Source organism: uncultured Stenotrophomonas sp., assembly GCF_945952405.1.
GTDB lineage: Bacteria > Pseudomonadota > Gammaproteobacteria > Xanthomonadales > Xanthomonadaceae > Stenotrophomonas.
Window position 1 is genome coordinate 157759 of the sequence record NZ_CAMFIA010000008.1, and the last position, 24307, is coordinate 182065.

Sequence of the window (24307 nt, forward strand, 5' to 3'; positions counted from 1 at the left end):
CGGCTGCGGATCAGGGCTTCAGGCAACGTCCCAGGAAGGCTTCGGCAACCCGGTAGCGATGCAGGGCATCGGCACCGGACAGGCCATGCTTGGCACCCGGGTAGGTCATCAGTTCGAACGGCTGGCCGCGCTTCTGCAACGCGCTCATCAGGCTGGTCGAATTGGTGAACAGCACGTTGTCGTCGGCCATGCCATGAATCAACAGCAGCGGTGAGCGCAGGCCCTCGATATGGGTCAGCACGCGCGCTTCGCGGTAGCCGGCCTCATTGCGCGCCGGCAGGTCCATGTAGCGTTCGGTGTAGTGGCTGTCGTACAGGCCCCAGTCGGTCACCGGGGCGCCGGCGACGCCGCAGGCGTACTGCCCGGACGCCTTGGCCAGCAGCATCAGGGTCATGTAGCCGCCGTTGGACCAGCCCTGCACGCCGATGCGTGCCGGGTCCACCCAAGGCTGCTGCTTCAGCCAGGCCACGCCGCGCAGCTGGTCGGCAACTTCCACCGTGCCCTGCTTGCCGTACAGCGCGCCACCAAAATCGCGGCCACGGCGCGGGGTGCCACGGTTGTCCAGCGAGAACACCACGTAGCCCTGCTGGGCCAGGTACTGGTTGAACAGATGGTCGCCACGGCCGGGCCAGCTGTCGGTGACGGTCTGGCTGGCCGGGCCGCCGTACACGTACACCGCCACCGGGTAGCGCTTGGACGGATCGAAACCGGCCGGCTTGATCAGGCTGTAGTTCAGCGCGGTGCTGCCATCGGCCGCGGTGAGCGTGCCGAACTCGACCGGGCGCTGTGCGTCGCGGTAGCGCGCGTACGGATGCTTGGGATCGGCCAGGTCGTTCTCGAGCAGGGTGGCGATCTTCTCGCCGTTTGCACGGAACAGCTCGATCTGCGGCGGCGTGGTGCTGTTCGACCAGCTGTCGACGTAGACGCTGGCGTTGCGGGCGAAGCTGGCGCTGTGCATGCCCGGTGCGCGCGACAGGCGTTGCGGTTCACCGCCCTGCAGCGACACCGCGTAGATCTGGCTTTCGCGCGAACTCTCGATGCCGGCGCGGAAGTAGGCCTTGCCGGCCTTCTCATCCACCGCCAGCAGTTCGTCCACCGGCCAGTTGCCGTGGGTCAGCGCGGTGGTCTTGCCGTTGCTGTCGATGCGGTACAGATGCTGGAAGCCGGTGCGTTCGGACGACCACAGCACGCTGCCGTCGTCGAGGAAGCGCAGGCTGTTGTGCAGCGGCACCCAGGTCGGGCTGGTCTCGTGGGCGAGCACGCGCTGGCGGTTGGAGTCCAGTGCCACTTCCACCAGGTCCAGCTGCTTCTGGTCACGCGACTGGCGCTGGAAACCCAGATGCTGCGCATCACGCCAGTCGACCCGGGCCAGGTAGATGTCCTGCTCCTTGCCGAGATCGACCCAGCGCGGCTTCGCATCGGCAGCCGGTGCGATCACGCCCAGCTGCACGCGCACGTTGGCGTCGCCGGCGGCCGGGTAACGCTGTTCGATCACGTCGGTACGGTCGGCATAGACCTCATAGCGCTTCTGCACCGGCACCGGCGATTCATCGATGCGGGCGAAGGCGATGGCCGAATCGTCCGGCGCCCACCAGTAGCCGGTGTGGCGGTCCATCTCCTCATCGGCGACGAACTCGGCCACGCCATTGCCCACGGTACTGCTGCCGTCATGGGTCAGCTGCAGCGGCTTGCCGCTGGCCAGGTCGATCACCCACAGGTTGCGGCCGCGGATGAAGCTGACGAAGCCGCCCTTGGGCGACAGCTTGGCATCGGTGGCGAAGCCTTCGCCGTGGGTCAGCTGGCGCACCGCCGCCTGGCCCTGCTGCTTCAGGTCGTACAGATACAGCTCGCCGCCAAGCGGGAACAGCAGGCGCTGTGCGTCCGGCGACCACTGGTAATCGACGATGCCGGTCATCGCAGCGATGCGCTGGCGCTCGCGGCGGGCCTTTTCCTCGTCGCTGAGGGTCTCGGTGCCGGGCAGCACCACCTTGGAATCGACCAGCAGGCGGGTCTGGCCGCTGCCGATGTCGTAGGTCCACAGGTCCAGCTGGTTGCGGTCGCTGTCCTTGCCGCGCAGGAAGCTGACCTGCGAACCGTCAGGGGCGACCTTGGGCTTCATCAGGGTCGGGCCGGACAACGGCAGCGGGCCGGTGATGGCTTCCAGGGTCAGCTTTTCGGCGTGGGCGGCGGTCGTGGTGGCGAGCATGAGGGCAAGCGAAGCGAACAGGTGGCGCATGAAGGATCCCGGCAAACGGCAGGTCCGCCCCTGCGGCAGGCGCGGGGGCGGTCGTCCCCCATCCTAACCAAGCCCGTGCAGGAAGGCAGCATGACCTTCTGCCCATGAAGAGTGCCGACCAACGGTCGGCACCCACCTTCCGGCCGGCACTCACACTCCGGCCAGTAGATCCACGCCATGCGTGGATCACGCCATGCGTGGATGATGCCGCGGCGGGTACTCAGCGCTGGCCGAACAGGTGCTTGCGTTCTTCGTCGCTGAGCGGCTTGCCGGCGTTCGGGTTCACCTGCTGGCGCAGGGCATAGGCGCGCTGGGTGGCCGGGCGTGCGGCAATGGCCTCGTGCCAGCGCTTGAGGTGCGGGAACGCGGCGAAATCCACCGGCAGCTTGTCGTAGGCGCCGATCCACGGGTAGCTGGCCATGTCGGCGATGGTGTATTCGTCGCCGGCCAGGAAGGCGTGCTGGGCCAGGCGCTTGTCCATCACTCCGTGCAGGCGGCGCACCTCGTTGTCGTAGCGCTCGATCGCGTACGGGATCTTCTCCGGGGCGTACACGTTGAAGTGGCCCATCTGGCCGCTCATCGGGCCCAGGCCGGCCATCTGCCAGAACAGCCACTCCAGGGTAGTGACGCGGCCGCGCGGGTCGCTGGGCAGGAAGCGGCCGCTCTTCTCGGCCAGGTACAGCAGGATCGCGCCGGACTCGAACACGCTCTGCGCGGCGCCGCCATCGGCCGGGGCATGGTCGACGATGGCCGGCATCTTGTTGTTCGGCGAGATCGCCAGGAATTCCGGCTTGAACTGGTCGCCCGAACCGATGTTGACCGGGTGGATGCGGTACTCCAGGCCGGCTTCTTCCAGCAGCAGGGTCACTTTGTGGCCGTTCGGGGTAGGCCAGTAATACAGGTCGATCATGGCGGCGGCTCGGGGTGCGGAAAGGAACCTGAAGTCTAGTGCGTGAGTTGGGTTGGCACCGTCATGGCGGGCCGGTAACCTCGCCACTCCCCCGAAACGCAGCATCCTCCGCATGAGTGCAAACCGCCCGCCGCTCTCCCCGTTGTCCACGCTGATCTTCGCCTCGCGCTGGCTGCAGCTGCCGCTGTACCTGGGCCTGATCGTGGCGCAGTGCGTCTACGTGTTCCTGTTCGGCAAGGAACTGTGGCACCTGATCTCGCACTCGGTCTCGATGGGCGAACAGCAGATCATGCTGATCGTGCTGGGCCTGATCGACGTGGTGATGATCTCCAACCTGCTGGTGATGGTGATCGTCGGCGGCTACGAGACCTTCGTCTCGCGCCTGCGCCTGGAAGGCCACCCGGACCAGCCGGAATGGCTGAGCCACGTCAACGCCAGCGTGCTGAAGGTGAAGCTGGCGATGGCGATCATCGGCATCTCCTCGATCCACCTGCTGAAGACCTTCATCGCCAGTGGCGCCCTGAATGGCATCCCGCTGTGCACGCCGGAACAGATGAGCGTGGCCGCCGCCAACATCGGCGTCGCCCGCTGCTCGATGCTGACCCCGGATGGCGTGCTGTGGCAGACCATCATCCACTGCGTGTTCATCCTGTCGGCGATCGGCATCGCCTGGACCGACAAGCTGATGTCCAACAGCCACAGCAAGGCGCACGACAAGCCGCACGACCACTGATGTCGTTGCCGGCAGCGGTGTCCTGCCCGCTGCCCCGTTCCGGCCACCGCCCCTTGTACGCGGCGGTGGCCGGGATGCTAGATTGCACCCTCGCCGTTGCCGGCGGTGGCGTCGGGAAACGTCACCCTGCCGTGCCCGGACCGCAGGTCCCGGCCATGCATATCAATGATTTACGTCACGTCGTCTTCTAGAGGGGAGCAGGATGTCGCACGTCTCAACGATCACCGCCGCGCGCCGGTGGCTGCCGGTTGCCCTGGCACTGGCGCTGGCCGCCTGCTCGGGCAAGGAAGAATCGGCAGCGCCTGCCGCCACGGCGCCCAGCGCCGCTGCACCGGCCGCACCGGTGGTCGCCGCCAAGGTGCAGTCGATGGGCACCGAACAGCTGCGTGAGTCGGCCAGCCAGGCGCTGCGCGAGAACCGCATGTACGCACCGGCCGGCGACAACGCCATCGAGTACTACCTCGCCCTGCGCGACAAGACCCCGGACGACGCCTCGGTGAAGAGCGCGCTGACCGACCTGCTGCCGTACACCCTGATCGCCGCCGAGCAGCACCTGGGCCGCGAGGACTACACCGAGGCGCAGCGCCTGGTGGCACTGATCGAGAAAGTGGATGCCTCGGCACCGGCCCTGCCACGGCTGAAGGACGGCCTGGCCAAGGGTGTGCAGAGCGCGGCCAAGCGTACCGAAGCGGAAGCCGAGAAGGCCAAGAAGGACGCCGAGGACCGCAGCAAGCAGCAGACCGAGCAGCAGCGCCAGGCCGAGCAGCGCGCCAAGGAAGCCGACGCGGCCAAGCAGATCGCCGCCCAGCAGGAGGCCGCGCGCCGCGACAACGAGCGCCAGGAGGCCGAACGCCAGGCCGCCGCCCGCCGCGAAGCCGAACAGAAGCAGCAGCAGGCCGCCGCGCAGCAAGCCAGCGCCGCACGCCAGGCCGCCACCGCCGCTGCGCCCACGCTGCGCCCGGTCAGCACGCCGGCACCGCGCTATCCGGCCGAGGCCCTGCGCTCGGGAACCTCCGGCGAAGTGCTGGTGGAGATCACCGTCGGCACCGACGGCGCGGTGGTGAATGCCCGCGTGCTGCGCGCAACGCCGGGCCGCGTCTTCGACCGCGAAGCCCTGAACGCCGTGAAGCGCTGGCGCTTCGAACCGGTCAACGCACCGGTCACCACCCGCCGCACCCTCGTATTCGCCCCCGGCGGCGGCTGACCCCCCAAAAAGGGGACGGAGGGGATTAAGTCGTTTCCGCCCCGCAACGGCACACAGGCCCGGCACGTCCGGGCCTTGTCCGTTTCAGGCCGCCCGGTTTCAGGCCCCACCTTCGATCAGGCGCTGCAGCACCGGGTCACGCGCGGCCAGCACCTGGAACAGGCCCAGCGCGTGCAGGCCCGGCAGCAGTACGCGCAGGTCCGCTTCGGCGGCGGCCCGGCGGGCGGGATCGGCGGCGGGGTCCTGCCAGTCACGGACGCTGGCCAGGAAGGCACCGACGCTGCCCTTGCGCACGGTGAGGCCGTTCACCTGCACCTCGTTCTGATGGTCGGGGAGGATGTCCTGCGGCTGCATGGGGAGGGCTCCATTGAAGTGAAGCCCAGTTTCCAGCCTTTGCATTGACGATTCTGTCGTATAACTGCCAACCGATATGGCAGATCAGACATCCACCGGCTTGATCGACCCTGCGTTGGCCGATGCCGCCGAGGGTCCGGAACTACTGGCGGCCGAGTTGCGCCTGCAGCGGCCTCGTCGCACCCCGCGCCACCAGCACGCGCGCGGACAACTGCTGGGCGCGCACAGCGGCCTGCTGCGGATTGAAATCGGCGACCTGCACTGGCTGCTGCCCGCCGGCCACATCGCCTGGATACCGCCGGCATTGCCGCATGCCCTGGCCAGCACCGCGGCCTTCGATGGCTGGAGCCTGTACTTCAGTGCGTCCGCCTGCAGCAGGCTGCCGGCGGTGCCGCGCATCGTCCAGCCGGGCGCACTGCTGCAGGCTGCGGTCCTGCGCGCGCTGCAGTGGCCGCACCTTGCCCTGGACGCTGCGCAGACGCGGCTGGCCGGGGTGATCGCCGATGAGATCAACGCCAGCCCGCCGCTGCCGCTGGCGCTGGCACAACCGCGTGACCGGCGCCTGCGGCGGATCGCCGCCGCACTGGCACGCGCGCCGCACGACAACCGCAGCCTGGAGGACTGGGCCGCCGCCAATGGCCTGTCCAGCCGCAGCCTTGCACGCATCTGGCAGGCCGAGACCCAGATGACGCCCAACCAGTGGCGGCAACGCCTGCGCGTGCTGCTGGCGCTGCCACGCCTGCTGGCGGGCGAGCCGGTGACCCGCGTCGCGCTGTCGATGGGCTACGACACCCCCAGCGCCTTCATCGCCCTATTCAAGCGCGAGATGGGCATCACCCCCGCGCGCTACGGAAAAGGGGACGGAGGGGATTAAGTCGCATCTGCCCTGCCCCACACTCTCTCGCGGCGTCCCCTGATGCCCTTTGCGTACACGGCCACGGCACGCTGGGCATCCATCGGAAGCGGGGACCACCATGCCTCGACAAGCACGCCTGATGCTGGCAGGCCAGCCCTACCACGTGACCCAGCGCGGTGTGAACAAGCGCGCGATCTTCATGGACGACATCGACCGCCAGTTGTTCCTGCAGCTGCTGCACCGCGCCTTCGTGAAGCATCACATCGCGCTGCACGCGTACGTGCTGATGGACAACCACATCCATCTGCTGGCCACACCCTCCACCCACCCGGGCCTGGCGCAGGCAATGCGGATGCAGGGCAACAGCTACGTCCAGGCCTTCAACCAGCGGCACGGCCGCAGCGGCCCGCTCTGGCAGGGCCGCTTCCATTCTTCAATGATTGACAGCGATGCCTACCTGCTCAGCGTCCATCGCTACATCGAACTCAATCCGGTGCGTGCCGGCATGGCAACCACCGCGGAAGATCATCCCTGGTCGAGCGTGCATGGCAACCTGCAACGCCGCACCGATCCGCTGTTGACCGAGCATCCCGCATTCCAGGCACTGGCAACGGGAAAACGGCAGCGGACGGCCCTGTATGCGGAGTTCCTGCGCGATGCCAACGCATCCGCCGACCTGCCGGCGATCCGCGCCCACAGCGCCGGGCAGCATCCATTGGGTGATGCCCGCTATCTGCAGAAGGTGGCGCAGACGCTGGGCCGAGACGTGCAGGTGCGCAAGCGCGGGCGTCCGCGCAGGCAGGGGACGGGAGGGGTGGAAACGACTTAATCCCCTCCGTCCCCTTTTTCTCAGCCGGAGATGGCCAGGCGTTCGTTGTGGTAGCGGCGCACGGCGGCGAACCACAGCAGGGCGGCCAGGCCGAGGCTGGCGCCGAGGTAGATCGCCCAGATGGTGGGCGTGATCGCCTCGTGGCGGATCACCTTCAGCAGCATCTGGTTCTGCGACAGGAACGGCACCGCGTACTGCCACAGTTCGCTCTTCAGCGGGTAGGCCACCAGTGCGTAGCCGGGCATCATCGGCAGCAGCATCAGCCAGGTCATGTGGCTCTGCGCTTCCTTCATGCTCTTGGCCGCCGCCGACAGGAAGGTCAGCAGCGAGGTGCCGATCATCAGCATCGGCAGCATCACCAGCAGCATCTGCAGCATCGAGGCGACGTTCATGTTGAACTGGCGGCCGATGTTGCCGGGTGCGATCTGTGCGCTCACCTTGAAGGCCACCAGGGTCAGCAGCAGCGACACGAAACCGACCACGCAGGCGGCCGCGATCTTGCCGCTGACGATCGCGCTGCGCGAGCCTGGCGTCGCCAGCAGCGGTTCCAGCGACTGCCGCTCACGCTCGCCGGCGGTGGCGTCCATCACCAGGTAGGCACCGCCGATGAACGAGGTCAGCGTCAGCAGCACCGGCAACAGCATCGACAGGATCATGCCGCGCTTGGCCTCGGCGCTGGCCAGGTCCTGGCGGGCCACATCCAGCGGCCGCGCCACCTGCGCATCGATGCCACGCGCCATCAAGCGCAGCGCACCCACCTGGCCGTTGTAGGTGGCCAGCGCCGCCTCCAGGCGCGCGCTGGGCACTTCGGCGGCACGACGGGTGCTGTCCTTGATCACCTCCACCAGGGCCGGCTTGCCATCGGCCCAGTCCTTGCCGAAGTCATCGCTGATGCGCAGCGCCACATCGATGTCCTGGCTGCGGATCGCCCCGGCCAGATCCTTCGGCGCGGGCGCGGTATTGAGCCCCTGCGCGGCGAGGAAGCGCACCAGGTTCGGCGCGTTCTGCGCACCGATGGTCGGAATCTGCAGTGGCTGCTCGATCTGCGTGCGCACACGGCTTTCAGCCAGCTTGCCCATGCCCAGCAGCAGCACCGGGTACAACAGCGGGCCGAACAGCAGGGTCAGCAGCAGCGTGCGGCGATCACGGGAAAGGTCGCGCAGTTCCTTGCGCATCACCGTCATCAGGGTCGACATCATGCTCATGCGTGCAGGCCCTCTTCGCTGCCGATCAGTTTCACGAACGCGTCTTCCAGGTTGGATTCGCCGGCCTGCGTGCGCAGTTCATCGGCACTGCCGGCGGCCATCACCGTGCCCTTGGCGATGATCACGATGTGGTCGCACAGGGCCGCCACCTCCTGCATGATGTGGCTGGACAGGATCACGCAGCGCCCCTCTTCGCGCAGCCCGAGCAGGAACCGGCGCAGCGCGCGCGTGGTCATCACGTCCAGGCCGTTGGTCGGCTCGTCGAGGATGACATTGCGCGGGTCGTGCACCAGCGCGCGGGCGATCGCGGTCTTGGTGCGCTGGCCCTGCGAGAAACCATCGGTCTGGCGGTCGAGGATGTCGCCCATGTCGAGTGCGTGCGACAGCACTTCGATGCGTTCGCGGATGCGCTCGGCCGACAGGCCATGCAGCTCGCCGAAATAGGCGATGTTCTCGCGCGCGGTCAGCCGCTTGTAGACGCCACGTGCGTCTGGCAGCACGCCAAGGTGGCGGCGCACTTCCACCGGATTGCGGGCAGCATCGACACCATCGACGCTGATGCTGCCCTGGTCGGGGGTCATCAGCGTGTACAGCATGCGCATGGTGGTGGTCTTGCCGGCACCATTGGGGCCGAGCAGGCCGGTGATGCGGCCATCCTCGGCGCGGAAGCCGACGTTGGAGACCGCCTGGATGCGGCCGGTGCGGGTGTCGAAAGCCTTGTGCAGGTTGTCGGCGACGATCATGGTTCCCATCCGTTGAACGAGGTGAACGCCGGCACGTAGCTCAGCGTGTCCAGGCAGCCGGCATCCAGCGCCTTGGCATCGGTCTTGTCGATGAACTGGCCAAGCAGGCGCGGCATGCAACCGGCGCTGAGCGTGCCGTGGCCCTGCCCGCGCGCAACCAGCGCACGGCCCTGGGGAAGGCCCTTGAGCACCTGCTCGGCATAACGCGGCGGCGTCACCGGGTCCAGCTCGCCGGACAGCAGCAGCGCCGGTACGTCACTGCGCAGCGGCACCGCAGCGGCGGCGGCGGCCGGCTGGTGCGGCCACACCGGGCAGGCGGCGAAGAACGCACTGGCCACGTCGTTGCCGAACAGGCGCGTGGGGTCCTCGGCCGGCGCCTGATAGCGCGGTGCATCCTCGCTGCAGATCACCGACCAGTGCATGCCGCGGTTGATCTGGAAATCCATGCTGCGGTTCGCGCCACGCGCCAGCGATGCCAGCGGTGCGTAGCGCCCCTGTGCGGCTTCATCGAGCACCAGCGGCAGCAGCGAGGAATACTGCGGCACGTAGGAGAAGGCGAATGCCAGGCCGACCACGCTGTCCGGGGTCAGCACGTCCTTGCGGACCTGGTAGGTTCCCGGGTCGCGGTACTCGACCGAGACCGGTGCGCGGCGCAGCGTCTCGACCACGCTGCGCAGCTGCGCGCGGGTGTCGGCCGGGAAGCGCTTGTTGCACGTGGCGTCCTTGCGGCACTGTGCCGACTGCAGGGCGATCGCATCCTCGAAGGTGGTGGCGAAGTCGCCGCCGACCACCAGCTCGTTGGGCACCACGCCGTCGATGACGATGCTGCGGGTGTGCTGCGGATAGGCGCCGGCGTAGCGCTGGGCAACACGGGTGCCGTAGGAGGCACCGACCAGATTGATCCGTTCCACGCCCAGCGCCGCACGCACGGCATCCAGATCGGCGATGGCCTCGGTGGTGGTGTAGAAGCGAGCATCGGCGCGCCCCTGCAGCGAGGCCGCGCAACGCTGTGCATAGTCGCGCAGCGACGCCTCGGTGGGCGCGGCGTCCTCGTCCATCGGCAGGTCCTTGCCGTCCGTGCCGAGGCAGCTGAGCGGGTTGGAACCGCCGGTGCCGCGCTGGTCGATCAGGAACACATCGCGCTGCTTGCGCACCTGGCGCAGCGCGGTGTCGACGATGACCGCCACTTCGCTGGCCGCCTGGCCAGGGCCGCCGGCCAGGAAGAACACCGGGTCGGGCTGGCTGGAACCGCTGCTGCCCGACTCCAGCCAGGCGATGCGCAGGCCGATCCGGCGGCCATCGGGCTGGGCCCGGTTCTCCGGCACCTGCAGGGTGGCGCACTGCGCCTCGACGTTGGCGCTGGCGCCTTCGGTGGACAACGTACAGGGCTGGAAGTCGATGGTGCCGAAGCGTCGGCTGGGCGCGTCACTGGCGCTCCCTGCCGCGTTCGATGGCGGCTGGCTGCAACCGGCAAGCATCAGGCTGGCCAGCATCCCGGCCAGCGCGAGGTGGTGTCTTTGCATCGTGCGTGTTTCCCCTGGAGGACGTTCCTGTCAACCACGACGGGCTGCCGCGGAAGATGTGACCCAACTTACACGGGCAACGCGTCGGCGGCGATGGGCAGAGGTGAATTCGCGGCAGCAACCGCGCAGGCGAGGCGGTCGCGGCCCTCGGCCTTGGCCCGGTACAGCGCCGCATCGGCGGCGGCCAGCAGGGTCGACAGGTCACCGTGGCCATCGTCCATCGCCAGCCCAACGCTGGCGGTGACCGCGACCGGCGCCAGCGCCAGCCGTGCCGGATGCCGCTGCAGGTAGCTACGGATCATCGCAGCCAGCGCCACTGCATCGCTCGACGTGCTGCCTGCCAGCACCAGCACGAATTCCTCGCCGCCGTAACGGCCCAGCAGGTGCCCCCGTCCCTGCGTGCAATGCTGCAGCACCGCAGAGAAATGGCGCAGCACCTGGTCGCCGGCCAGGTGGCCCCAGCGGTCATTGATCTGCTTGAAGTGATCGACATCGATCAGCAACAGCGCGAGCGGCCGGCCTTGCCGCCGGGACTGCTGCAGCTGTGCCTGGCCATCGGCCAGCACCGCGCTGCGGTTGAGCAGGCCGGTCAGGCCATCGGTATGCGCCGCATGCCGAAGATCGACCAGCATGCGTTCCACCAGCAGCAGCACCATTGCGAAGCAGCGTGCCAGTTCCAGCATCACCCCGGCGATATAGGTGGCGAACATCGGCGAACCGGTCCGCATGATGTCCTCGCCGGCATCCGGCGCCACCGGCAGCAGCAGGCGCAGCGCATACAGTGCGGCTTCGGCCAGGAACACCCCCGCCGCCAGCCGGCAGCTGGTGCGCTGCTGCACCGGCGCATGGCGCAGCAGCAGCCAGGCGATCCAGCCATCCACCAGCAGCGCGAACACGCTGAAGACCTGCAGGCGCATGTGCAGGTTCGGCCACAGCACCAGGAAGGCGAAGATGCAGGCCATGAACGCGGCCGCCATCAACAACGGCCGCCATAACGGCAAGGGCTGCTCCAGGTGCAACGCGACCCCGCGCAGCATCATCAGGGCACAACCGGCCATCGCCGCGTTGCCGGCCAGCACCGCAGGGGCCAGCGGCAACCATGGACGTAGCGCCAGCAGGGTCACCCCCAGTGTCAGCAGCCACAGGCTGACGGTCCACTGGCACAGCACCGGCTGCCCACGCAGCACCACCAGCAGCAGCGAGAACCCCACCGCAATGCCGATGCAGAGCAGGAAGCCAAGCACGGTGATGGTGGGAAAATCCAGGGACATGCGCTGCTCGTCGGCCGGGGCGGCGCGCGCATCTTAGCGCCTTGCCGCGCAATCGCAGTGGCGCTCCGCGCGCGGCACCGCGGGCGGCCACGGGTGCGGGGTCGGAAAACGGCGAGCAGGCCCACCGCTCGATGCGCAGACTGCGCGCAGAACCCAGGAGATCCCCATGCACACGTGGTACCTCGGTGGCCTCGACCACCGCCCGTTCCAGCACCTGTTCGAGAAGAACGACACTGAGCTCGCGGCCCTCGGTATCCAGCGTCGCTGGGCCGGCGCAACTGGCGGCCATCCCTGCCGGATCAGCCTGAGCGACCCACCTGCGGGCCGCGAACTGCTCCTGCTGTCCCACGTCCATCTGCCGCTGCACTCGCCCTACCACGCCTCCGGCCCGATCTTCGTGCAGCGTGGCGTGACCCGCTGCGTGCTGCCACCCGGCGAGGTGCCGCCCTATGTGCAGCGCCGGATGATCTCGCTGCGCGCCTACGACCAGGACGCGCTGATGCGGAGTGCGCAGCTCTGCGCCGGTACCGATGCCGGTGTGCAGCTGGACCAGCTGTTCGCCGACCCGGCGGTGGCCTTCGTGCAGCTGCACAACGCTGCACATGGCTGCTTCTCATGCCAGGCGGACCGGGTCGGCTCGGACCATGCCACGGGGCGCGACCTCCATGACGTGATCGGCGCCACGCCGGCCGCGTGACCGCGAGCGCATGCGTTCAGCCGCGCGTGAAGCCCGCGGCAAGGGCTTCACATGCGCAGTCACGGATCGGCATTCCCACGGTTCCCCGGCCTGCACCACCACTCGATACTCGTGGTGGTGCCGCCGGACCTCCGCCGTGCAGCGCAGCGCCTGCGGTCACCGATCCCTTTCGACGACCACAAGGATGCGCCATGTCATTCCGATCCACACCGCTGTTGCTGGCCACCTCGCTTGCCGCTGCAGGCCTGTGTCTGGCCGGCACTGCGTCCGCCCACGGCACCATGACCACGCCGGTCAGCCGCGTATACGCCTGCTTCCAGGGCAACCCGGAAAACCCGACCAACCCGGCCTGCGCTGCAGCGAAGGCGATCGGTGGTTCACAGGCGTTCTACGACTGGAACGGCATCAACCAGGCCAACGCCAACGGCAACCACCAGGCGGTGGTACCCGACGGCAAGCTGTGCAGCGGCAACAACCCGACCTTCCGCGGCCTGGATGTGGACCGCAGTGACTGGCAGACCACGCCGATCCAGGCCGATGCCAATGGCAAGTTCACCTTCGTGTTCAAGGCCACCGCGCCGCACGCCACGCGGGACTGGCGCTTCTTCGTCACCCGCGAAGGCTGGCAGCCAGGCAGCCCGTTGCGCTGGGCCGACCTGCAGGAGTTCTGCACGCTGGGTAACACGCCGCTGTCGGCCGATGGCACCTACAAGCTGCAGTGCACGCTGCCGCAGCGCAGCGGCCAGCACGTGATCTACAACGCCTGGCAGCGATCGGATTCGACCGAGGCGTTCTACACCTGCATGGATGTCCGCTTCCAGGGCGGTGGCGCCAACCCGCCGGCAGCGCAATGGCAGGACGCTGGCCCGGTCACCGCGCGTGGTGAACTGCCGGTCGGCACCACCCTGGCACTGCGGGTGTTCAATGCCAACGGCAACGACGTCGAACGCGTGGAGGCAACCTTGACCAGTGGTCAGACCGCCGCCGCGCAATGGCCGCTGGTGCTGGCCCGCAAGGTCAATGCCAGCGCCCAGCACGCACGCGTGGGCGTGCTCGGCAACGGCATGATCACGCCGGCGGCCTCGGCCACCGACAACCGCGTGTACCTGAAGAATGGCAATCGCTTCCAGCTCGATACCCGTGTGCCGGACCCGGGCACGCCCGCGCCAGGGGGTGATTTCGACCACGTGTACCCCGCCGGCATCGGCAGCTATGTGCCGGGCCAGACCGTGGTGAAGGGCGGCGACGGCAAGCTGTATGCCTGCCGCCCGTTCCCGGAAGGCGCGTGGTGCAACGTCAATGCCGAGGCCTATCGGCCGGGCGTGGGCGCGGCCTGGCGCGATGCCTGGATCGCGTATTGAGGCAGGGTGCCGGCCAGCGGCCGGCACTACCGGGCTATTGGGATTACCGGCCAGCGGCCGGCACTACCGGGGTGTTGGGAGTGCCGGCCAGCGCCGGCACTCCCTATTTGCTGCTGACGTACTTCTCGCGGCGGATCTGCGGGTTGCCCAGCCCGGCGGCCTTCAGCAGCTCGGCGCAGGCATCGACCATGTCCGGGTTGCCGCACAGGTAGGCAATATCGGTGGCCGGGTCCGGGCTGAAGCCGGCCAGCGCCTGCTGCACGTAGCCATGTTGCACGTCGGGATGCGGCTGCGCCGGCAGTTCGCGCGACAGGCACGGAACATAACGGAAGTTAGCGTGCTTTTCGGCGAAGCTGTAGAAATCTTCGCTGTACAGCAGCTCGCCGGGGGTGCGCGCGCCCTGCAGCAGCACGATCTGCACGCCGCGCTCGGCCATGGCCTTTTCCAGCAGCGGCAGCATCGAGCGGTACGGGGTGACGCCGGTACCGGTGGCGATCAGCAGGTAGCGGGCGTTGTGGTCGCCGGGGTTCAGGCAGAACCGGCCGTAGGGGCCGGACGCACTGATCTGGCCGCCCTGCTCCAGCGCCTCGAACAGCGCCGTGGCGGCACCGCCGGGCACGAAGCTGACCGCGATATCCACCGCTTCGCCCGGGCCCAGCGCATGGTCGTGGAGGGTCGCCAGCGAGTAGCTGCGCTTGGTCTCGGTGCCATCGGCATAGCTGAAATGGACCTGGATGAACTGACCAGGCTGGAAATCCAGCGGCTGTCCATCGTCACGCACGAACTGGTAGTGGCCGACGGTCGGGGCCAGCATGCGGCGGCCGACCAGCTTGAGGGGGAATTGAACAGGCACGACTTTTCGGGACAGTGTGTAGCCGGGGCAAGCCCTCGGGGTCTTCTATAATAGCCCCTCCCCGCCCCTCTCCAGCGCCAGCCCATGGGCGCGAAGGCTTCGAGCTTGGCATCCCAGAACGATATGGCGCCCGCCCTGCGCGTGCGCGACCTGCGCAAGACCTACGACAACGGCACCCAGGCCCTGAAGGGCGTTTCCCTGGAAGTCGCCCCGGGCGACTTCTTCGCCCTGCTCGGCCCCAATGGCGCCGGCAAGTCGACCCTGATCGGCATCATCAGCTCCCTGGTCAACCTCAGCGAGGGCCAGGTGGAGGTGTTCGGCAGCGACCTGGTGCGCCACCGCAGCGCCACCATGCGCCTGATCGGGCTGGTGCCGCAGGAAATCAACTTCAACCTGTTCGAGAAGCCGTTCGACATCCTGGTGAACTACGCCGGCTTCTATGGCGTGCCGCGCGAGGAAGCCGAGCAGCGCGCCGAAGAGGAACTGAAGCGGGCGCACCTGTGGGAAAAGGCACAGGTGATGAGCCGCACGCTGTCCGGCGGCATGAAGCGCCGGCTGATGATCGCCCGCGCGATGATGACCCGCCCGCGCCTGCTGATCCTGGACGAACCAACCGCCGGCGTGGACATCGAGATCCGACGCGACATGTGGCGCGTACTGAAGGAGATCAATGCCGCCGGCACCACCATCATCCTCACCACGCATTACCTGGAGGAGGCCGAGTACCTGTGCCGCCACCTGGCGATCATCAACCACGGCCAGATCGTCGAGCAGGGTCCGATGCGCGCGCTGCTGGCCAAGCTGGACGTGGAAGGCTTCCTGCTGGACATCGATGGTGACCTGCCGGCGCAGCTGCCGGTGATCGAGGGCGCCACCCTGACCGCGCCGGACCCGCATACGCTGGACATCGACATGCCACGCGCGATGGACCTCAACCGCGTGTTCGCCACGCTCAACGAGGCCGGCATCCGCGTGCGTTCGATGCGTACCAAGAGCAACCGCCTGGAGGAGCTGTTCGTGCGCCTCACCGGCAACCTGGAGAAGTCTGCATGAGCACCACCGAGCTGACCGACGGCCAGCGCAACCGCATCGCGCTGATGACCATCGTGCGCCGCGAAGTCGCGCGCATCATGCGCATCTGGGGCCAGACCCTGGTGCCCCCGGCGATCACCATGACCCTGTACTTCCTGATCTTCGGCAACCTGATCGGTTCGCGCGTGGGTGACATGGGCGGGTACAGCTACATGCAGTTCATCGTGCCGGGCCTGGTGATGATGAGCGTGATCCAGAACAGCTACGGCAACATCAGTTCGTCGTTCTTCGGCGCCAAGTTCGGCCGCCACGTCGAAGAGCTGCTGGTCAGCCCGATGCCGAACTGGGTGATCCTGTGGGGCTACGTGGCTGGCGCCGTGCTGCGCGGCCTGATGGTGGGCGTGATCGTGCTGATCATCGCGATGTTCTTCACCCCGGTGCGCATCCCACACCCTATCGTGATGCTGACCACAGTGATCCTGGGCGCGACGATCTTCTCGCTGGCCGGCTTCATCAATGCGGTGTACGCCAAGAAGTTCGATGACGTGGCGATCGTGCCGACCTTCATCCTGACCCCGCTGACCTACCTGGGTGGCGTGTTCTATTCGGTGAAGCTGCTGCCGACCTGGGCCGAGGCGGCCACCCACGCCAACCCGATCTTCTACATGGTCAATGCGTTCCGCTATGGCCTGCTGGGCAGCAGCGACGTGCCGCTGCCGGTCGCCTACGGGCTGATGATCGGCTTCGTGGTGGTGCTGACCGCGCTGGCGCTGTGGCTGCTGCGCCGCGGCGTGGGCATGCGCAGCTGAGCCCGCGCGGCTGACGCAACGCCTGGAGAGCCGAGCGCATGCTCGGCTCTTTTCATTTGCGCGGCGGCACGCGCAGCACGCAGCATGCCCCTCGCTGCAATCTCCGGCACAATCGCAGTCCTGATTCCCCCAGAAAACGGTGAACGTGCAATGCGCATCCTGGTTCTCGGCGCCGGCGGTACCGGCGGTTATTTCGGTGGCCGCCTGGCCCAGGCCGGCGTGGACGTGACCTTCCTGGTGCGTCCTGCGCGTGCCGCGCAGCTGGACCGCGATGGGCTGGTCATCCGCAGCCCGCTGGGCGATGCCAGCTTCCCGGTCCAGCACGTCACTGCCGAAGCGCTGCCGGCGCTCGCCGCGCAGAAGCCCTTCGACCTGGTGATCCTCAGCTGCAAGGCCTATGACCTGGACAGTTCGATCGAGGCGATCGCGCCGGCCGTGAGCGCGGGCACCAGCGTGTTGCCGATCCTCAACGGCCTGCATCACTACAACGCCCTGGACCTGCGCTTCGGCCGCGAGGCCGTGCTGGGTGGCCTGTGCTTCATCAGCGCCACCAAGGCAGCCGACGGTGCGGTGCTGCACCTGGGCAAGCCGGCCAAGCTCACCTTCGGCGAACGCGATGGTGGACCGGCCTCGGCCCGCATGCGTGCGTTCGCCGCTGCCTGCACGCAGGCCGATCTCGACCACCTGGCCAGCGAGCAGATCGGCCAGGAGCAGTGGATCAAGTACACCTTCCTGACCGCGTTGGCCGCCGCCACCTGCCTGCTGCGCGCGGACATCGGCACCATCATGGCCACCGATGACGGCGGGTCCATCGTGCGCGGCCTGTACGACGAATGCCTGGCCGTGGCCGAAGCCGCAGGTGAGCCGGTTCCGGATGCCGCGCAGGACACCGCGCGGGCTACCCTGACCCAGGCCGGTTCGGCCCTGAAGGCCTCGATGCTGCGTGATCTGGAGGCCGGCCAGCAGGTGGAGGCCGAACAGATCGTGGGCGACATGCTGGCGCGCGCGCGCACGGCCGACCAGGAGGGCCTGCTGCTGCAGGTCGCCTACAGCAGCCTGCAGGCCTACCAGGCGCAGCGCAGCGCGTGAGTCTCCGCCTGCCCGGCGCGCTGCCCTCGCGGGTGCTGATCCTCGGCCTGGGCTGGAGCGGACGCGTGCTGGCCGAAGGCCTGCAGGCACTTGGCGTACGGGTCGCCGGCACGGTGCGTGACCCGGCATCGGCGCCGCGCGATGGACTGCTGCGGCACCCACTGCACGCCGGTGCCGCGCCGGCGCCGGCCCTGCTCGATGAGATCGCGCAGGCCGGGGCGGTGCTGTGCAGCGTGCCACCCGACGCCGAAGGCGATCCGGCGCTGCGCCTGCTGTTGCCCGCGTTGCGCTCGAGCCCGGCATTGCGCTGGGTTGGCTACCTGTCATCCACCTCGGTTTACGCTGACCGCGAAGGTGGCTGGATCGATGAGCACAGCCGCGCCGACGCCACGCAGGCGGCGGGCACGCAGCGCCTGCTCGCCGAGTCCCAGTGGCAGGCGCTTGCGCAGGCACGCGGCATCGCCTCGGCGGTGTTCCGCCTGCCCGGCCTGTATGGGCCCGGACGCAATGCCCTGCTGCAGTTGTCACAGGGCCGCGCACGCCATGTGGTGCGGCCCGGCCTGGTGTTCAACCGGCTGCATGTGCAGGACCTCGCCTCCGTCATCATCGCCGCGATGCAGCGGGCTGAAGCACACGGGCTGTACCTGCCCAGCGATGATGAGCCGGCGCCCCCCCAGGATGTGCTGGCGTTCGCCGCGCAACTGGGCGGCTTTGCGATGCCACCCGCGGTGGCATGGGACGATCCTGCAGTGGGCCCGACCCTGCGCCGCTTCTACGCAAGCAGCAAGCGCATCGACAGCCGAGGCACGCGCGCGGCGCTGGCGTGGGCACCGCGGTTCCCGACCTATCGCGAAGGGTTGCGCGACCTGATCCGGTAGTGCCGGCCGCTGGCCGGCAACATCGGCAACCGTGCAATCACGGCACCGGCCAGCGGCCGGCGCTACCGCCTGCGCGTCAGCGCAGGTCGGGCAGGCGGAAGAAGGTGCGCGTCGCCGCGGTGGCATGGGCCGCGGTCACCGCCACCTCCTCGCCACGGTCACGCGCCAGTTCTTCCACGATGTGCGAGAGGAACATCGGCTCGTTGCGACGATCCTTCGGCATCGGCTTCAACGTGCGTGGCAACAGATAGGGCGCGTCGGTCTCGATCATCAGCCGGTTGGCCGGGATGTTCTTCACCAGCTCGCGCAGGTGCGCGCCGCGGCGCTCATCGCACAACCAGCCGGTGATGCCGATGTACCAGTCCTGGTCCAGGTAGTCGAACAGCTCGTCACGTTCGCCGGTGAAGCAATGCACCACCGCAGGGCCGATACGGCCTTCGAAGTTCTTCATCTGCGCCATGAAGTCGGCATGCGCGTCGCGCTGGTGCAGGAACAGCGGCTTGCCGTTCTCTGCGGCCAGCTGCAGCTGGCGCTCGAACGCGCGATGCTGGGCCGGGCGTGGCGAGAAGTCACGGAAGTAGTCCAGACCGCACTCACCCACCGCCACCACTTCCGGGTGGGCGTGCAGCGCGCGCATCTCGGCATCGCATTCCTCGGTGTATTCCACCGCATGGTGCGGGTGCACGCCGGCGGTGGCATACAGGAAACCCGGATGCTGCTGCGCCAGCTGCAGGGCCAGCGGCGAATGCTCGCGGCTGGCGCCGGTGATGACCATCTGCACCACGCCGGCCTGCCGTGCGCGGTCCAGGACGGCATCGCGGTCGCGGTCGAAGGAGTCGTGGGTCAGGTTGGCGCCGATATCGATCAGGTGCATGGTCATCGCGGGGGAAAAGTGCCCGCGCATTGTACCTGTGCCCGTCGTGGCCCCTTATCCTTTGCACATGAACGCCCCGCTCTTCCCGATTTCCCCGCTGCTGCCGCAGATCCAGCAGCACCTCGCCGCGCAGCCGCGGCTGGTGCTGGAGGCCCCGCCCGGCGCCGGCAAGACCACCCAGGTGCCGCTGGCGCTGCTTGATGCGCCCTGGCTCCAGGGCCGCAGGATCATCCTGCTGGAACCGCGCCGGGTGGCGGCACGCAGCGCCGCACTGTTCATGGCGCGACAGCTGGGCGAAGAGGTCGGTGGCACGGTCGGCTATCGCATCCGCTTCGAGAACAAGGTTTCGGCGCGCACGCGCATCGAGGTGGTCACCGAAGGCATCCTGACCCGCATGCTGCAGGATGACCCGATGCTGGAGGAGGTCGGTGCGATCCTGTTCGACGAATTCCACGAACGCCACCTCAGCGGCGACCTGGGCCTGGCGCTGGCACTGGATGTGCAGGCGCAGCTGCGCGACGACCTGCGCCTGGTGGTGATGTCGGCGACGCTGGATGGCGAACGGCTGGCCCGTTTCCTCGATGCGCCGCGGCTGAGCAGCGAGGGCCGCAGCTACCCGGTAGCGGTCAGCCACTTCCCGGCACGACGCGACGAAGCGCTGGAACTGCAGGTCCGCCGCGCGGTGCAGCAGGCGCTGGCCGAGCATCCGGGCGACCTGCTGGTGTTCCTGCCCGGCCAGCGCGAGATTGCACGCGTGCAGGCCGGCCTGCAGGAATCGCTGGACGGCAGCGTCGAGGTGCTGGCCCTGCACGGAGAACTGCCGGTGGAGCAGCAGGCCCGCGTGCTGCAGGCGGCCAGTGATGGACGCCGCCGCGTGGTACTGGCCACCAACGTCGCCGAATCCTCGGTGACCCTGCCCGGCGTGCGCGTGGTGATCGACAGCGGCCAGGCGCGCGAACCGCGTTACGACCCCAATAGCGGCTTCACCCGGCTGGATGTGGTGGCGATCGCGCAGGCCTCGGCCGACCAGCGTGCCGGCCGTGCCGGTCGCGTCGCCGAAGGCGTGGCCTGGCGCCTGTGGCCACAGTCGCAGCGACTGGAGCCGCAGCGCCGCGCCGAGATCGACCAGGTGGAACTGGCCGGTCTGGCGCTGGAGCTGGCGGCCTGGGGCAGCAGTGACCTGCGCTTCCTCGACCCGCCGCCATCCGGCCCGATGGGCGCGGCGCGCGAACTGCTGCAACGGCTCGGTGCACTGTCCAGCAGCGGCGCGATCACCGCACTCGGCCGGCGCGTGCTGGCTCTGGGCACCCATCCGCGCCTGGCAGCGATGCTGCTGGCGGCGCCAGATGCGCGCGCGCAGGCGCTGGCTGCCGATCTGGCAGCGTTGCTGGAGGCGCGCGATCCGCTGCGCCAGGGCGGCGATGCACTGGCGGCACGCTGGCGGGCACTGGCCGCGTTGCGCAGCGGACGCGCACCGGTCGATGCCAACCGCAGCGGCCTGGCCGCGATCGATGCGGCCGCCAGGCAGTGGCGGCGACGCCTGCGCTGCGACGCCGCGCCACCGGCCAGCATCGAGGCGCACGAACTGGGCGACCTGCTCGCCCATGCGTTCCCCGACCGCATCGCCTTCCGGCACCCCGCAGATCCGCTGCGCTACCTGCTGGCCAATGGACGCAGCGCACGCCTGCACGAGCTCAGCGACCTGCGTGGCGAGCCCTGGCTGGTGGCCAGCGAGCTGCGCTTCGAGGCGCGCGATGCACTGCTGCTGCGCGCCGCGCCGCTGGACGAGAACCGGTTGCGCAAGGCCTGGCCCGAGCGCTTTGTCACCGAGGATGTGGTGCGCTGGGACGGCGAGCGGCGTGCACTGGTGGCACTGCGCGAGACGCGTTTCGACCGCATCGTGCTGGACAGCCGCTCGGCCGGGCGGGTCGATCCGCAGCAGGCCGCGCAGGCGCTGACCGACGCGGTGGCCGAACTCGGCCTGCAGGCGCTGCCGTGGACCGAAGGCCTGCGCCAGTGGCAGGCCCGCGTCGAGTCGCTGCGGCGCTGGATGCCGGAACTGGAGCTGCCCGACTGCAGCGATGCCGCCCTGCTGGCCCAGCGCGCACACTGGCTGCAACCGGCGTTCGCCGGCAAGAGCCGCCTGGATGCGCTGGACGAGTCCAGCTTCGGCGAGGCGCTGAAGTCGCCACTGGAATGGTCGCAACGGCAGCTGATCGAACGCCATGCACCGACCCGCATCAGCGTCCCCTCCGGTCTGGAGCGGCCGATCACCTATGCACTGGACAGCGAAAGCGGCGAGCCGCTGGCGCCGGTGCTGGCGGTGAAGCTGCAGGAACTGTTCGGCCTGGCCGACACGCCGCGCATCGCCGATGGCCGTGTCCCCCTGACCCTGCACCTGCTGTCGCCCGGAGGTCGCCCCCTGCAGGTCACCCAGGACCTGCGCAACTTCTGGGAAAACACCTACGCCGAGGTGAAGAAGGAAATGAAGGGCCGTTATCCGCGGCATCCGTGGCCGGATGATCCGTGGACAGCCACTGCCACACACCGGGCCAAGCCGCGTGGCACCTGAGGGCGGAGTCGGATCCTTCTGCAGCGCAAAGGGCTCTGACCCCGGGAACGGCATCCGGCCCCACCCTGCCTGATCCTGAATGGAGCAGATGCAGTCACACCACGCGCGACCCCGGCTGACATACCGTTTACGGGCAGCACGCCACACTGGACTTCGACCCGAGGCAAAGGACCCCACGCATGAGCAAGTTGACTGTAATCACCGACCGCGCCCTGGAGCGCGCCCTGGAACTGGCCCACAGCGCGGGCGACGGCCTGAAGAGCGCCGGTGGCAGCCTGCGCAATGCGGACTGGATCAAGACCGGCGCCGCCATCGGCGCGGTGAAGACCGGCGGCAAGGCCGCAACCAAGTTCGTGCGTCGCAATCCGGCGGTGGCCGTAGCGGCGGCGGCGGTCGGTGTCGGCCTGCTCGGCTATGCGCTGTATCGCAAGCAGCAGAAGAAGAAGGCCGCCAATGGCCAGGTGGTGGATGGCCAGGCGCACCGCATCAGCGCGCGCGACCGCCGCAATGCCACCGTGGTCGATGAGCACAGCGATATCGGCAGCGATGCCTGAGCCTGCCGGGGCCGGATCCCTTCCATCGGAAGGGCCCTGACCGCAGCCGCGACATGAGGGCCGGACACCGCAGGGTGCCCGGCCCTTTTCAGTTCAGCCGATCTGCCGCCACTGTCCCGGCTGCAGGTCGTCCAGCCGGTAGGGCCCCATCGATACCCGCACCAGGCGCAGCGTCGGCAGGTTCACCGCCGCGGTCATCCGCCGCACCTGGCGGTTGCGGCCCTCGCGGATCGTGATCGCCAGCCACGCATCCGGCACCGTCTTGCGGAAGCGCACCGGCGGATCACGCGTCCACAGCGACGGCGCCGGCTCCAGGCGCTCGATCTTCGCCGGCAGCGTCGGCCCGTCATTGAGCAGCACGCCTTCGCGCAGCTGCTGCAGCTGCGGGTCGCTGGGCATCCCCTCCACCTGCACCCAGTAGGTCTTGTCGGCCTTGTGCTTCGGGTCGGTCAGCTTGTGCGCCAAGGTGCCGTTGTCGGTCAGCAGCAGCAGGCCCTCGCTGTCATGATCGAGCCTGCCGGCGGCATACACGCGCGGCGGCAGGCCGAAGCCGGCCAGGGTCGGCCGCGGCGGCACGCTGCGGTCGGTGAACTGGCAGAGCACGTTGAAGGGCTTGTTGAAGGCAATCAGCATCGCGGGCACGGCAGGCGGCAGGTGGCGCATTGTCCCATGCCGCGTTGCAGGCCACGCGCGCCCGCCATGCCCCACGCCGCCTTACGGCTTGATGAAACGCAGGGTCATGCGGTCGCTTTCGCCGATCGCCTGGTACTTCGCGTCATCCGCCTTGTCGTGCTGGTTGGTCGGCGGAAGCGTCCAAACGCCGTTCGGGTGGTCCTTGGTATCGCGCGGGTTGGCGTTGACCTCGCTGCGCGCATCCAGCTTGAAACCGGCTGCTTCAGCCATCGCGATCACCTGCTGCTGGCCGACATAGCCGGTGTCATCGTCGTCGGCCACGTCGGCCTTGGCGCGATGCTCGACCACACCCAGCACGCCGCCCGGCTTGAGTACGTTGAAGAAGCCCTGGAACATGCCCTGCGCCTGACCGGCCTTGCGCCAGTTGTGCACGTTGCGGAAGGTCAGCACCACGTCGGCCGAGTTGGCCGGGCCGAACACCGGCTTGGCCGGGTCGTAGGCCACCACCGCGGTCTTGCCGAACTGTGCCGGCGCACCGGCGTACTTCTTCTCCAGGCTGTCGCGGCTGCGCTGCTGGTAGTCACGGCCGCGGCCTTCGGGCACCGCCATTGGATCGACCACAGCGGCGATGTAGTGGCCCTTGTCGTGCAGCAGCGGCGCCAGGATTTCCGAGTACCAGCCGTTGCCGGGGGTGATCTCGATGACGGTCTTTTCCGGGGACACCTTGAAGAACGCCAGCGACTGCGCCGGATGGCGGTAGGCGTCGCGCTTGGTATTGGCCGGATCGCGGGTCGAGGCCTTCACCGCGGCATCGATGGCCGGTGACACCTGGATCTTCGCCGGCGCCACCACGGCCGGGGCGGCGAATGCGGGAACAGCGGCAAGCAGGGCCGAGGCAAGCAGCAGGCGGCAACCACGCAGGGACGAGGCAGGCATCATCGGGGCGACTCCAGCGGAAGATGCGGCGAGACTAGCAGCCGCGGCGCCCAAGGTGTTCACAAAGCGTTAGCTGCACGCGCAATGCGGAACACTGTTTTGTGGTCACCGCCGCAGCGCGGTAACACCGCGCGTTCTATTCTGGAGCACTTCCC

The 24307-nt window shown here is 68.5% G+C and carries 23 protein-coding genes; 12 read left to right on the forward strand and 11 right to left on the reverse strand.

Annotated elements, in window-relative coordinates:
- Positions 1-10: 10 nt before the first annotated feature.
- A complete protein-coding gene (locus Q0P60_RS10765; RefSeq protein WP_294992578.1) occupies positions 11-2236 on the reverse strand; it encodes a S9 family peptidase in 2226 nt (741 codons plus the stop codon).
- Positions 2237-2456: 220 nt separating this feature from the next.
- Entirely contained in the window at positions 2457-3146 is a 690-nt protein-coding gene (locus Q0P60_RS10770; RefSeq protein WP_294992581.1) for a glutathione binding-like protein, read from the reverse strand.
- A 112-nt stretch (positions 3147-3258) separates the two neighbouring features.
- On the opposite strand from Q0P60_RS10770, the gene Q0P60_RS10775 reads away from it, so the two are divergent.
- Together Q0P60_RS10775 and Q0P60_RS10780 are read left to right on the forward strand one after the other, a co-directional pair.
- A complete protein-coding gene (locus Q0P60_RS10775; RefSeq protein WP_294992585.1) occupies positions 3259-3879 on the forward strand; it encodes a TIGR00645 family protein in 621 nt (206 codons plus the stop codon).
- Positions 3880-4081: 202 nt separating this feature from the next.
- Entirely contained in the window at positions 4082-5083 is a 1002-nt protein-coding gene (locus tag Q0P60_RS10780) for an energy transducer TonB (protein ID WP_294992588.1), read from the forward strand.
- A gap of 99 nt (positions 5084-5182) precedes the next feature.
- Here Q0P60_RS10780 and Q0P60_RS10785 read toward each other — a convergent pair whose 3' ends face one another.
- On the reverse strand, positions 5183-5437 hold the full coding sequence (locus Q0P60_RS10785) for a hypothetical protein (protein WP_294992591.1): 255 nt from the start codon (positions 5435-5437) through the stop codon (positions 5183-5185).
- Between the two features lie 76 nt (positions 5438-5513).
- Between Q0P60_RS10785 and Q0P60_RS10790 the strand changes: the two genes are divergently transcribed.
- Both Q0P60_RS10790 and Q0P60_RS10795 read left to right on the forward strand, forming a co-directional pair.
- The gene (locus tag Q0P60_RS10790; protein WP_294992594.1) at positions 5514-6311 is read left to right on the forward strand and encodes a helix-turn-helix transcriptional regulator; all 798 of its coding nucleotides are present in this window, start codon (positions 5514-5516) and stop codon (positions 6309-6311) included.
- A gap of 100 nt (positions 6312-6411) precedes the next feature.
- Complete coding sequence (locus Q0P60_RS10795; RefSeq protein ID WP_294992598.1) at positions 6412-7122, forward strand: transposase; 711 nt, start codon at positions 6412-6414, stop codon at positions 7120-7122.
- A 20-nt stretch (positions 7123-7142) separates the two neighbouring features.
- Here Q0P60_RS10795 and Q0P60_RS10800 read toward each other — a convergent pair whose 3' ends face one another.
- The 4 genes from Q0P60_RS10800 to Q0P60_RS10815 all read right to left on the reverse strand — a co-directional run bounded on the left by Q0P60_RS10800 (position 7143) and on the right by Q0P60_RS10815 (position 11864).
- Entirely contained in the window at positions 7143-8327 is a 1185-nt protein-coding gene (locus Q0P60_RS10800) for an ABC transporter permease (protein WP_294992602.1), read from the reverse strand.
- Positions 8324-9070: an ATP-binding cassette domain-containing protein gene (locus tag Q0P60_RS10805; RefSeq protein WP_197595410.1), complete on the reverse strand. Its 747-nt coding sequence runs from the start codon at positions 9068-9070 to the stop codon at positions 8324-8326. The genes Q0P60_RS10800 and Q0P60_RS10805 overlap by 4 nt, the downstream gene beginning before the upstream one ends.
- Positions 9067-10593: an alpha/beta fold hydrolase gene (locus tag Q0P60_RS10810; RefSeq protein ID WP_294992607.1), complete on the reverse strand. Its 1527-nt coding sequence runs from the start codon at positions 10591-10593 to the stop codon at positions 9067-9069. Before Q0P60_RS10810 ends, Q0P60_RS10805 begins: the two co-directional genes overlap by 4 nt.
- Before the next feature lie 68 nt (positions 10594-10661).
- Positions 10662-11864, reverse strand: a complete 1203-nt coding sequence (locus Q0P60_RS10815) for a GGDEF domain-containing protein (protein WP_294992611.1) — start codon at positions 11862-11864, stop codon at positions 10662-10664.
- A 166-nt stretch (positions 11865-12030) separates the two neighbouring features.
- Here Q0P60_RS10815 and Q0P60_RS10820 point away from each other — a divergent pair, with 166 nt between their 5' ends.
- Together Q0P60_RS10820 and Q0P60_RS10825 are read left to right on the forward strand one after the other, a co-directional pair.
- On the forward strand, positions 12031-12561 hold the full coding sequence (locus Q0P60_RS10820) for a DUF1203 domain-containing protein (protein ID WP_294992614.1): 531 nt from the start codon (positions 12031-12033) through the stop codon (positions 12559-12561).
- A gap of 191 nt (positions 12562-12752) precedes the next feature.
- A complete protein-coding gene (locus Q0P60_RS10825; RefSeq protein ID WP_294992617.1) occupies positions 12753-13922 on the forward strand; it encodes a lytic polysaccharide monooxygenase in 1170 nt (389 codons plus the stop codon).
- 103 nt (positions 13923-14025) lie between these two features.
- On the opposite strand, the gene Q0P60_RS10830 is transcribed toward Q0P60_RS10825, so the two are convergent.
- A complete protein-coding gene (locus Q0P60_RS10830) occupies positions 14026-14775 on the reverse strand; it encodes a ferredoxin--NADP reductase (protein ID WP_294992620.1) in 750 nt (249 codons plus the stop codon).
- Between the two features lie 84 nt (positions 14776-14859).
- Between Q0P60_RS10830 and Q0P60_RS10835 the strand changes: the two genes are divergently transcribed.
- The 4 genes from Q0P60_RS10835 (at position 14860) to Q0P60_RS10850 (ending at position 18583) form a co-directional block, all read left to right on the forward strand.
- Positions 14860-15828 carry an ABC transporter ATP-binding protein gene (locus Q0P60_RS10835; RefSeq protein WP_294992623.1) on the forward strand — a complete coding sequence of 323 codons (969 nt, stop codon included), beginning with the start codon at positions 14860-14862 and terminating at the stop codon, positions 15826-15828.
- On the forward strand, positions 15825-16616 hold the full coding sequence (locus tag Q0P60_RS10840; RefSeq protein WP_294992626.1) for an ABC transporter permease: 792 nt from the start codon (positions 15825-15827) through the stop codon (positions 16614-16616). The genes Q0P60_RS10835 and Q0P60_RS10840 overlap by 4 nt, the downstream gene beginning before the upstream one ends.
- Positions 16617-16766: 150 nt before the next feature.
- Entirely contained in the window at positions 16767-17705 is a 939-nt protein-coding gene (gene panE, locus Q0P60_RS10845) for a 2-dehydropantoate 2-reductase (protein WP_294992629.1), read from the forward strand.
- Positions 17702-18583, forward strand: a complete 882-nt coding sequence (locus Q0P60_RS10850; protein ID WP_294992632.1) for an epimerase — start codon at positions 17702-17704, stop codon at positions 18581-18583. The genes panE and Q0P60_RS10850 overlap by 4 nt, the downstream gene beginning before the upstream one ends.
- Positions 18584-18659: 76 nt before the next feature.
- Here the strand turns inward: Q0P60_RS10850 and Q0P60_RS10855 are convergent, their stop codons facing one another.
- Positions 18660-19457 (reverse strand): TatD family hydrolase, encoded by a 798-nt coding sequence (locus Q0P60_RS10855; RefSeq protein ID WP_294992636.1) that lies wholly within the window; start codon positions 19455-19457, stop codon positions 18660-18662.
- A gap of 67 nt (positions 19458-19524) precedes the next feature.
- On the opposite strand from Q0P60_RS10855, the gene hrpB reads away from it, so the two are divergent.
- Both hrpB and Q0P60_RS10865 read left to right on the forward strand, forming a co-directional pair.
- A complete protein-coding gene (gene hrpB / locus Q0P60_RS10860) occupies positions 19525-22029 on the forward strand; it encodes an ATP-dependent helicase HrpB (protein ID WP_294992639.1) in 2505 nt (834 codons plus the stop codon).
- A gap of 179 nt (positions 22030-22208) precedes the next feature.
- A complete protein-coding gene (locus Q0P60_RS10865; RefSeq protein WP_294992642.1) occupies positions 22209-22583 on the forward strand; it encodes a hypothetical protein in 375 nt (124 codons plus the stop codon).
- Positions 22584-22676: 93 nt separating this feature from the next.
- On the opposite strand, the gene Q0P60_RS10870 is transcribed toward Q0P60_RS10865, so the two are convergent.
- Both Q0P60_RS10870 and Q0P60_RS10875 read right to left on the reverse strand, forming a co-directional pair.
- Positions 22677-23216 carry a pseudouridine synthase gene (locus tag Q0P60_RS10870; RefSeq protein ID WP_294992678.1) on the reverse strand — a complete coding sequence of 180 codons (540 nt, stop codon included), beginning with the start codon at positions 23214-23216 and terminating at the stop codon, positions 22677-22679.
- 81 nt (positions 23217-23297) lie between these two features.
- Positions 23298-24155: a methyltransferase gene (locus tag Q0P60_RS10875; protein ID WP_294992645.1), complete on the reverse strand. Its 858-nt coding sequence runs from the start codon at positions 24153-24155 to the stop codon at positions 23298-23300.
- Positions 24156-24307: the final 152 nt, after the last annotated feature.

Excerpts from the sequence above, each read along its gene's own strand:
- Q0P60_RS10790 (WP_294992594.1), top strand. The coding sequence starts at position 5,514 with ATGGCAGATCAGACATCCACCGGCTTGATCGACCCTGCGTTGGCCGAT.
- Q0P60_RS10810 (WP_294992607.1), bottom strand. The coding sequence starts at position 10,593 with ATGCAAAGACACCACCTCGCGCTGGCCGGGATGCTGGCCAGCCTGATG.
- Q0P60_RS10795 (WP_294992598.1), top strand. The coding sequence starts at position 6,412 with ATGCCTCGACAAGCACGCCTGATGCTGGCAGGCCAGCCCTACCACGTG.
- Q0P60_RS10765 (WP_294992578.1), bottom strand. The coding sequence starts at position 2,236 with ATGCGCCACCTGTTCGCTTCGCTTGCCCTCATGCTCGCCACCACGACC.
- Q0P60_RS10870 (WP_294992678.1), bottom strand. The coding sequence starts at position 23,216 with ATGCTGATTGCCTTCAACAAGCCCTTCAACGTGCTCTGCCAGTTCACC.
- Q0P60_RS10780 (WP_294992588.1), top strand. The coding sequence starts at position 4,082 with ATGTCGCACGTCTCAACGATCACCGCCGCGCGCCGGTGGCTGCCGGTT.
- Q0P60_RS10775 (WP_294992585.1), top strand. The coding sequence starts at position 3,259 with ATGAGTGCAAACCGCCCGCCGCTCTCCCCGTTGTCCACGCTGATCTTC.
- Q0P60_RS10800 (WP_294992602.1), bottom strand. The coding sequence starts at position 8,327 with ATGAGCATGATGTCGACCCTGATGACGGTGATGCGCAAGGAACTGCGC.
- Q0P60_RS10805 (WP_197595410.1), bottom strand. The coding sequence starts at position 9,070 with ATGATCGTCGCCGACAACCTGCACAAGGCTTTCGACACCCGCACCGGC.
- Q0P60_RS10820 (WP_294992614.1), top strand. The coding sequence starts at position 12,031 with ATGCACACGTGGTACCTCGGTGGCCTCGACCACCGCCCGTTCCAGCAC.
- Q0P60_RS10855 (WP_294992636.1), bottom strand. The coding sequence starts at position 19,457 with ATGCACCTGATCGATATCGGCGCCAACCTGACCCACGACTCCTTCGAC.
- Q0P60_RS10770 (WP_294992581.1), bottom strand. The coding sequence starts at position 3,146 with ATGATCGACCTGTATTACTGGCCTACCCCGAACGGCCACAAAGTGACC.
- Q0P60_RS10840 (WP_294992626.1), top strand. The coding sequence starts at position 15,825 with ATGAGCACCACCGAGCTGACCGACGGCCAGCGCAACCGCATCGCGCTG.
- Q0P60_RS10785 (WP_294992591.1), bottom strand. The coding sequence starts at position 5,437 with ATGCAGCCGCAGGACATCCTCCCCGACCATCAGAACGAGGTGCAGGTG.
- Q0P60_RS10815 (WP_294992611.1), bottom strand. The coding sequence starts at position 11,864 with ATGTCCCTGGATTTTCCCACCATCACCGTGCTTGGCTTCCTGCTCTGC.
- Q0P60_RS10865 (WP_294992642.1), top strand. The coding sequence starts at position 22,209 with ATGAGCAAGTTGACTGTAATCACCGACCGCGCCCTGGAGCGCGCCCTG.
- Q0P60_RS10875 (WP_294992645.1), bottom strand. The coding sequence starts at position 24,155 with ATGATGCCTGCCTCGTCCCTGCGTGGTTGCCGCCTGCTGCTTGCCTCG.
- Q0P60_RS10825 (WP_294992617.1), top strand. The coding sequence starts at position 12,753 with ATGTCATTCCGATCCACACCGCTGTTGCTGGCCACCTCGCTTGCCGCT.
- hrpB (WP_294992639.1), top strand. The coding sequence starts at position 19,525 with ATGAACGCCCCGCTCTTCCCGATTTCCCCGCTGCTGCCGCAGATCCAG.
- panE (WP_294992629.1), top strand. The coding sequence starts at position 16,767 with ATGCGCATCCTGGTTCTCGGCGCCGGCGGTACCGGCGGTTATTTCGGT.
- Q0P60_RS10835 (WP_294992623.1), top strand. The coding sequence starts at position 14,860 with ATGGGCGCGAAGGCTTCGAGCTTGGCATCCCAGAACGATATGGCGCCC.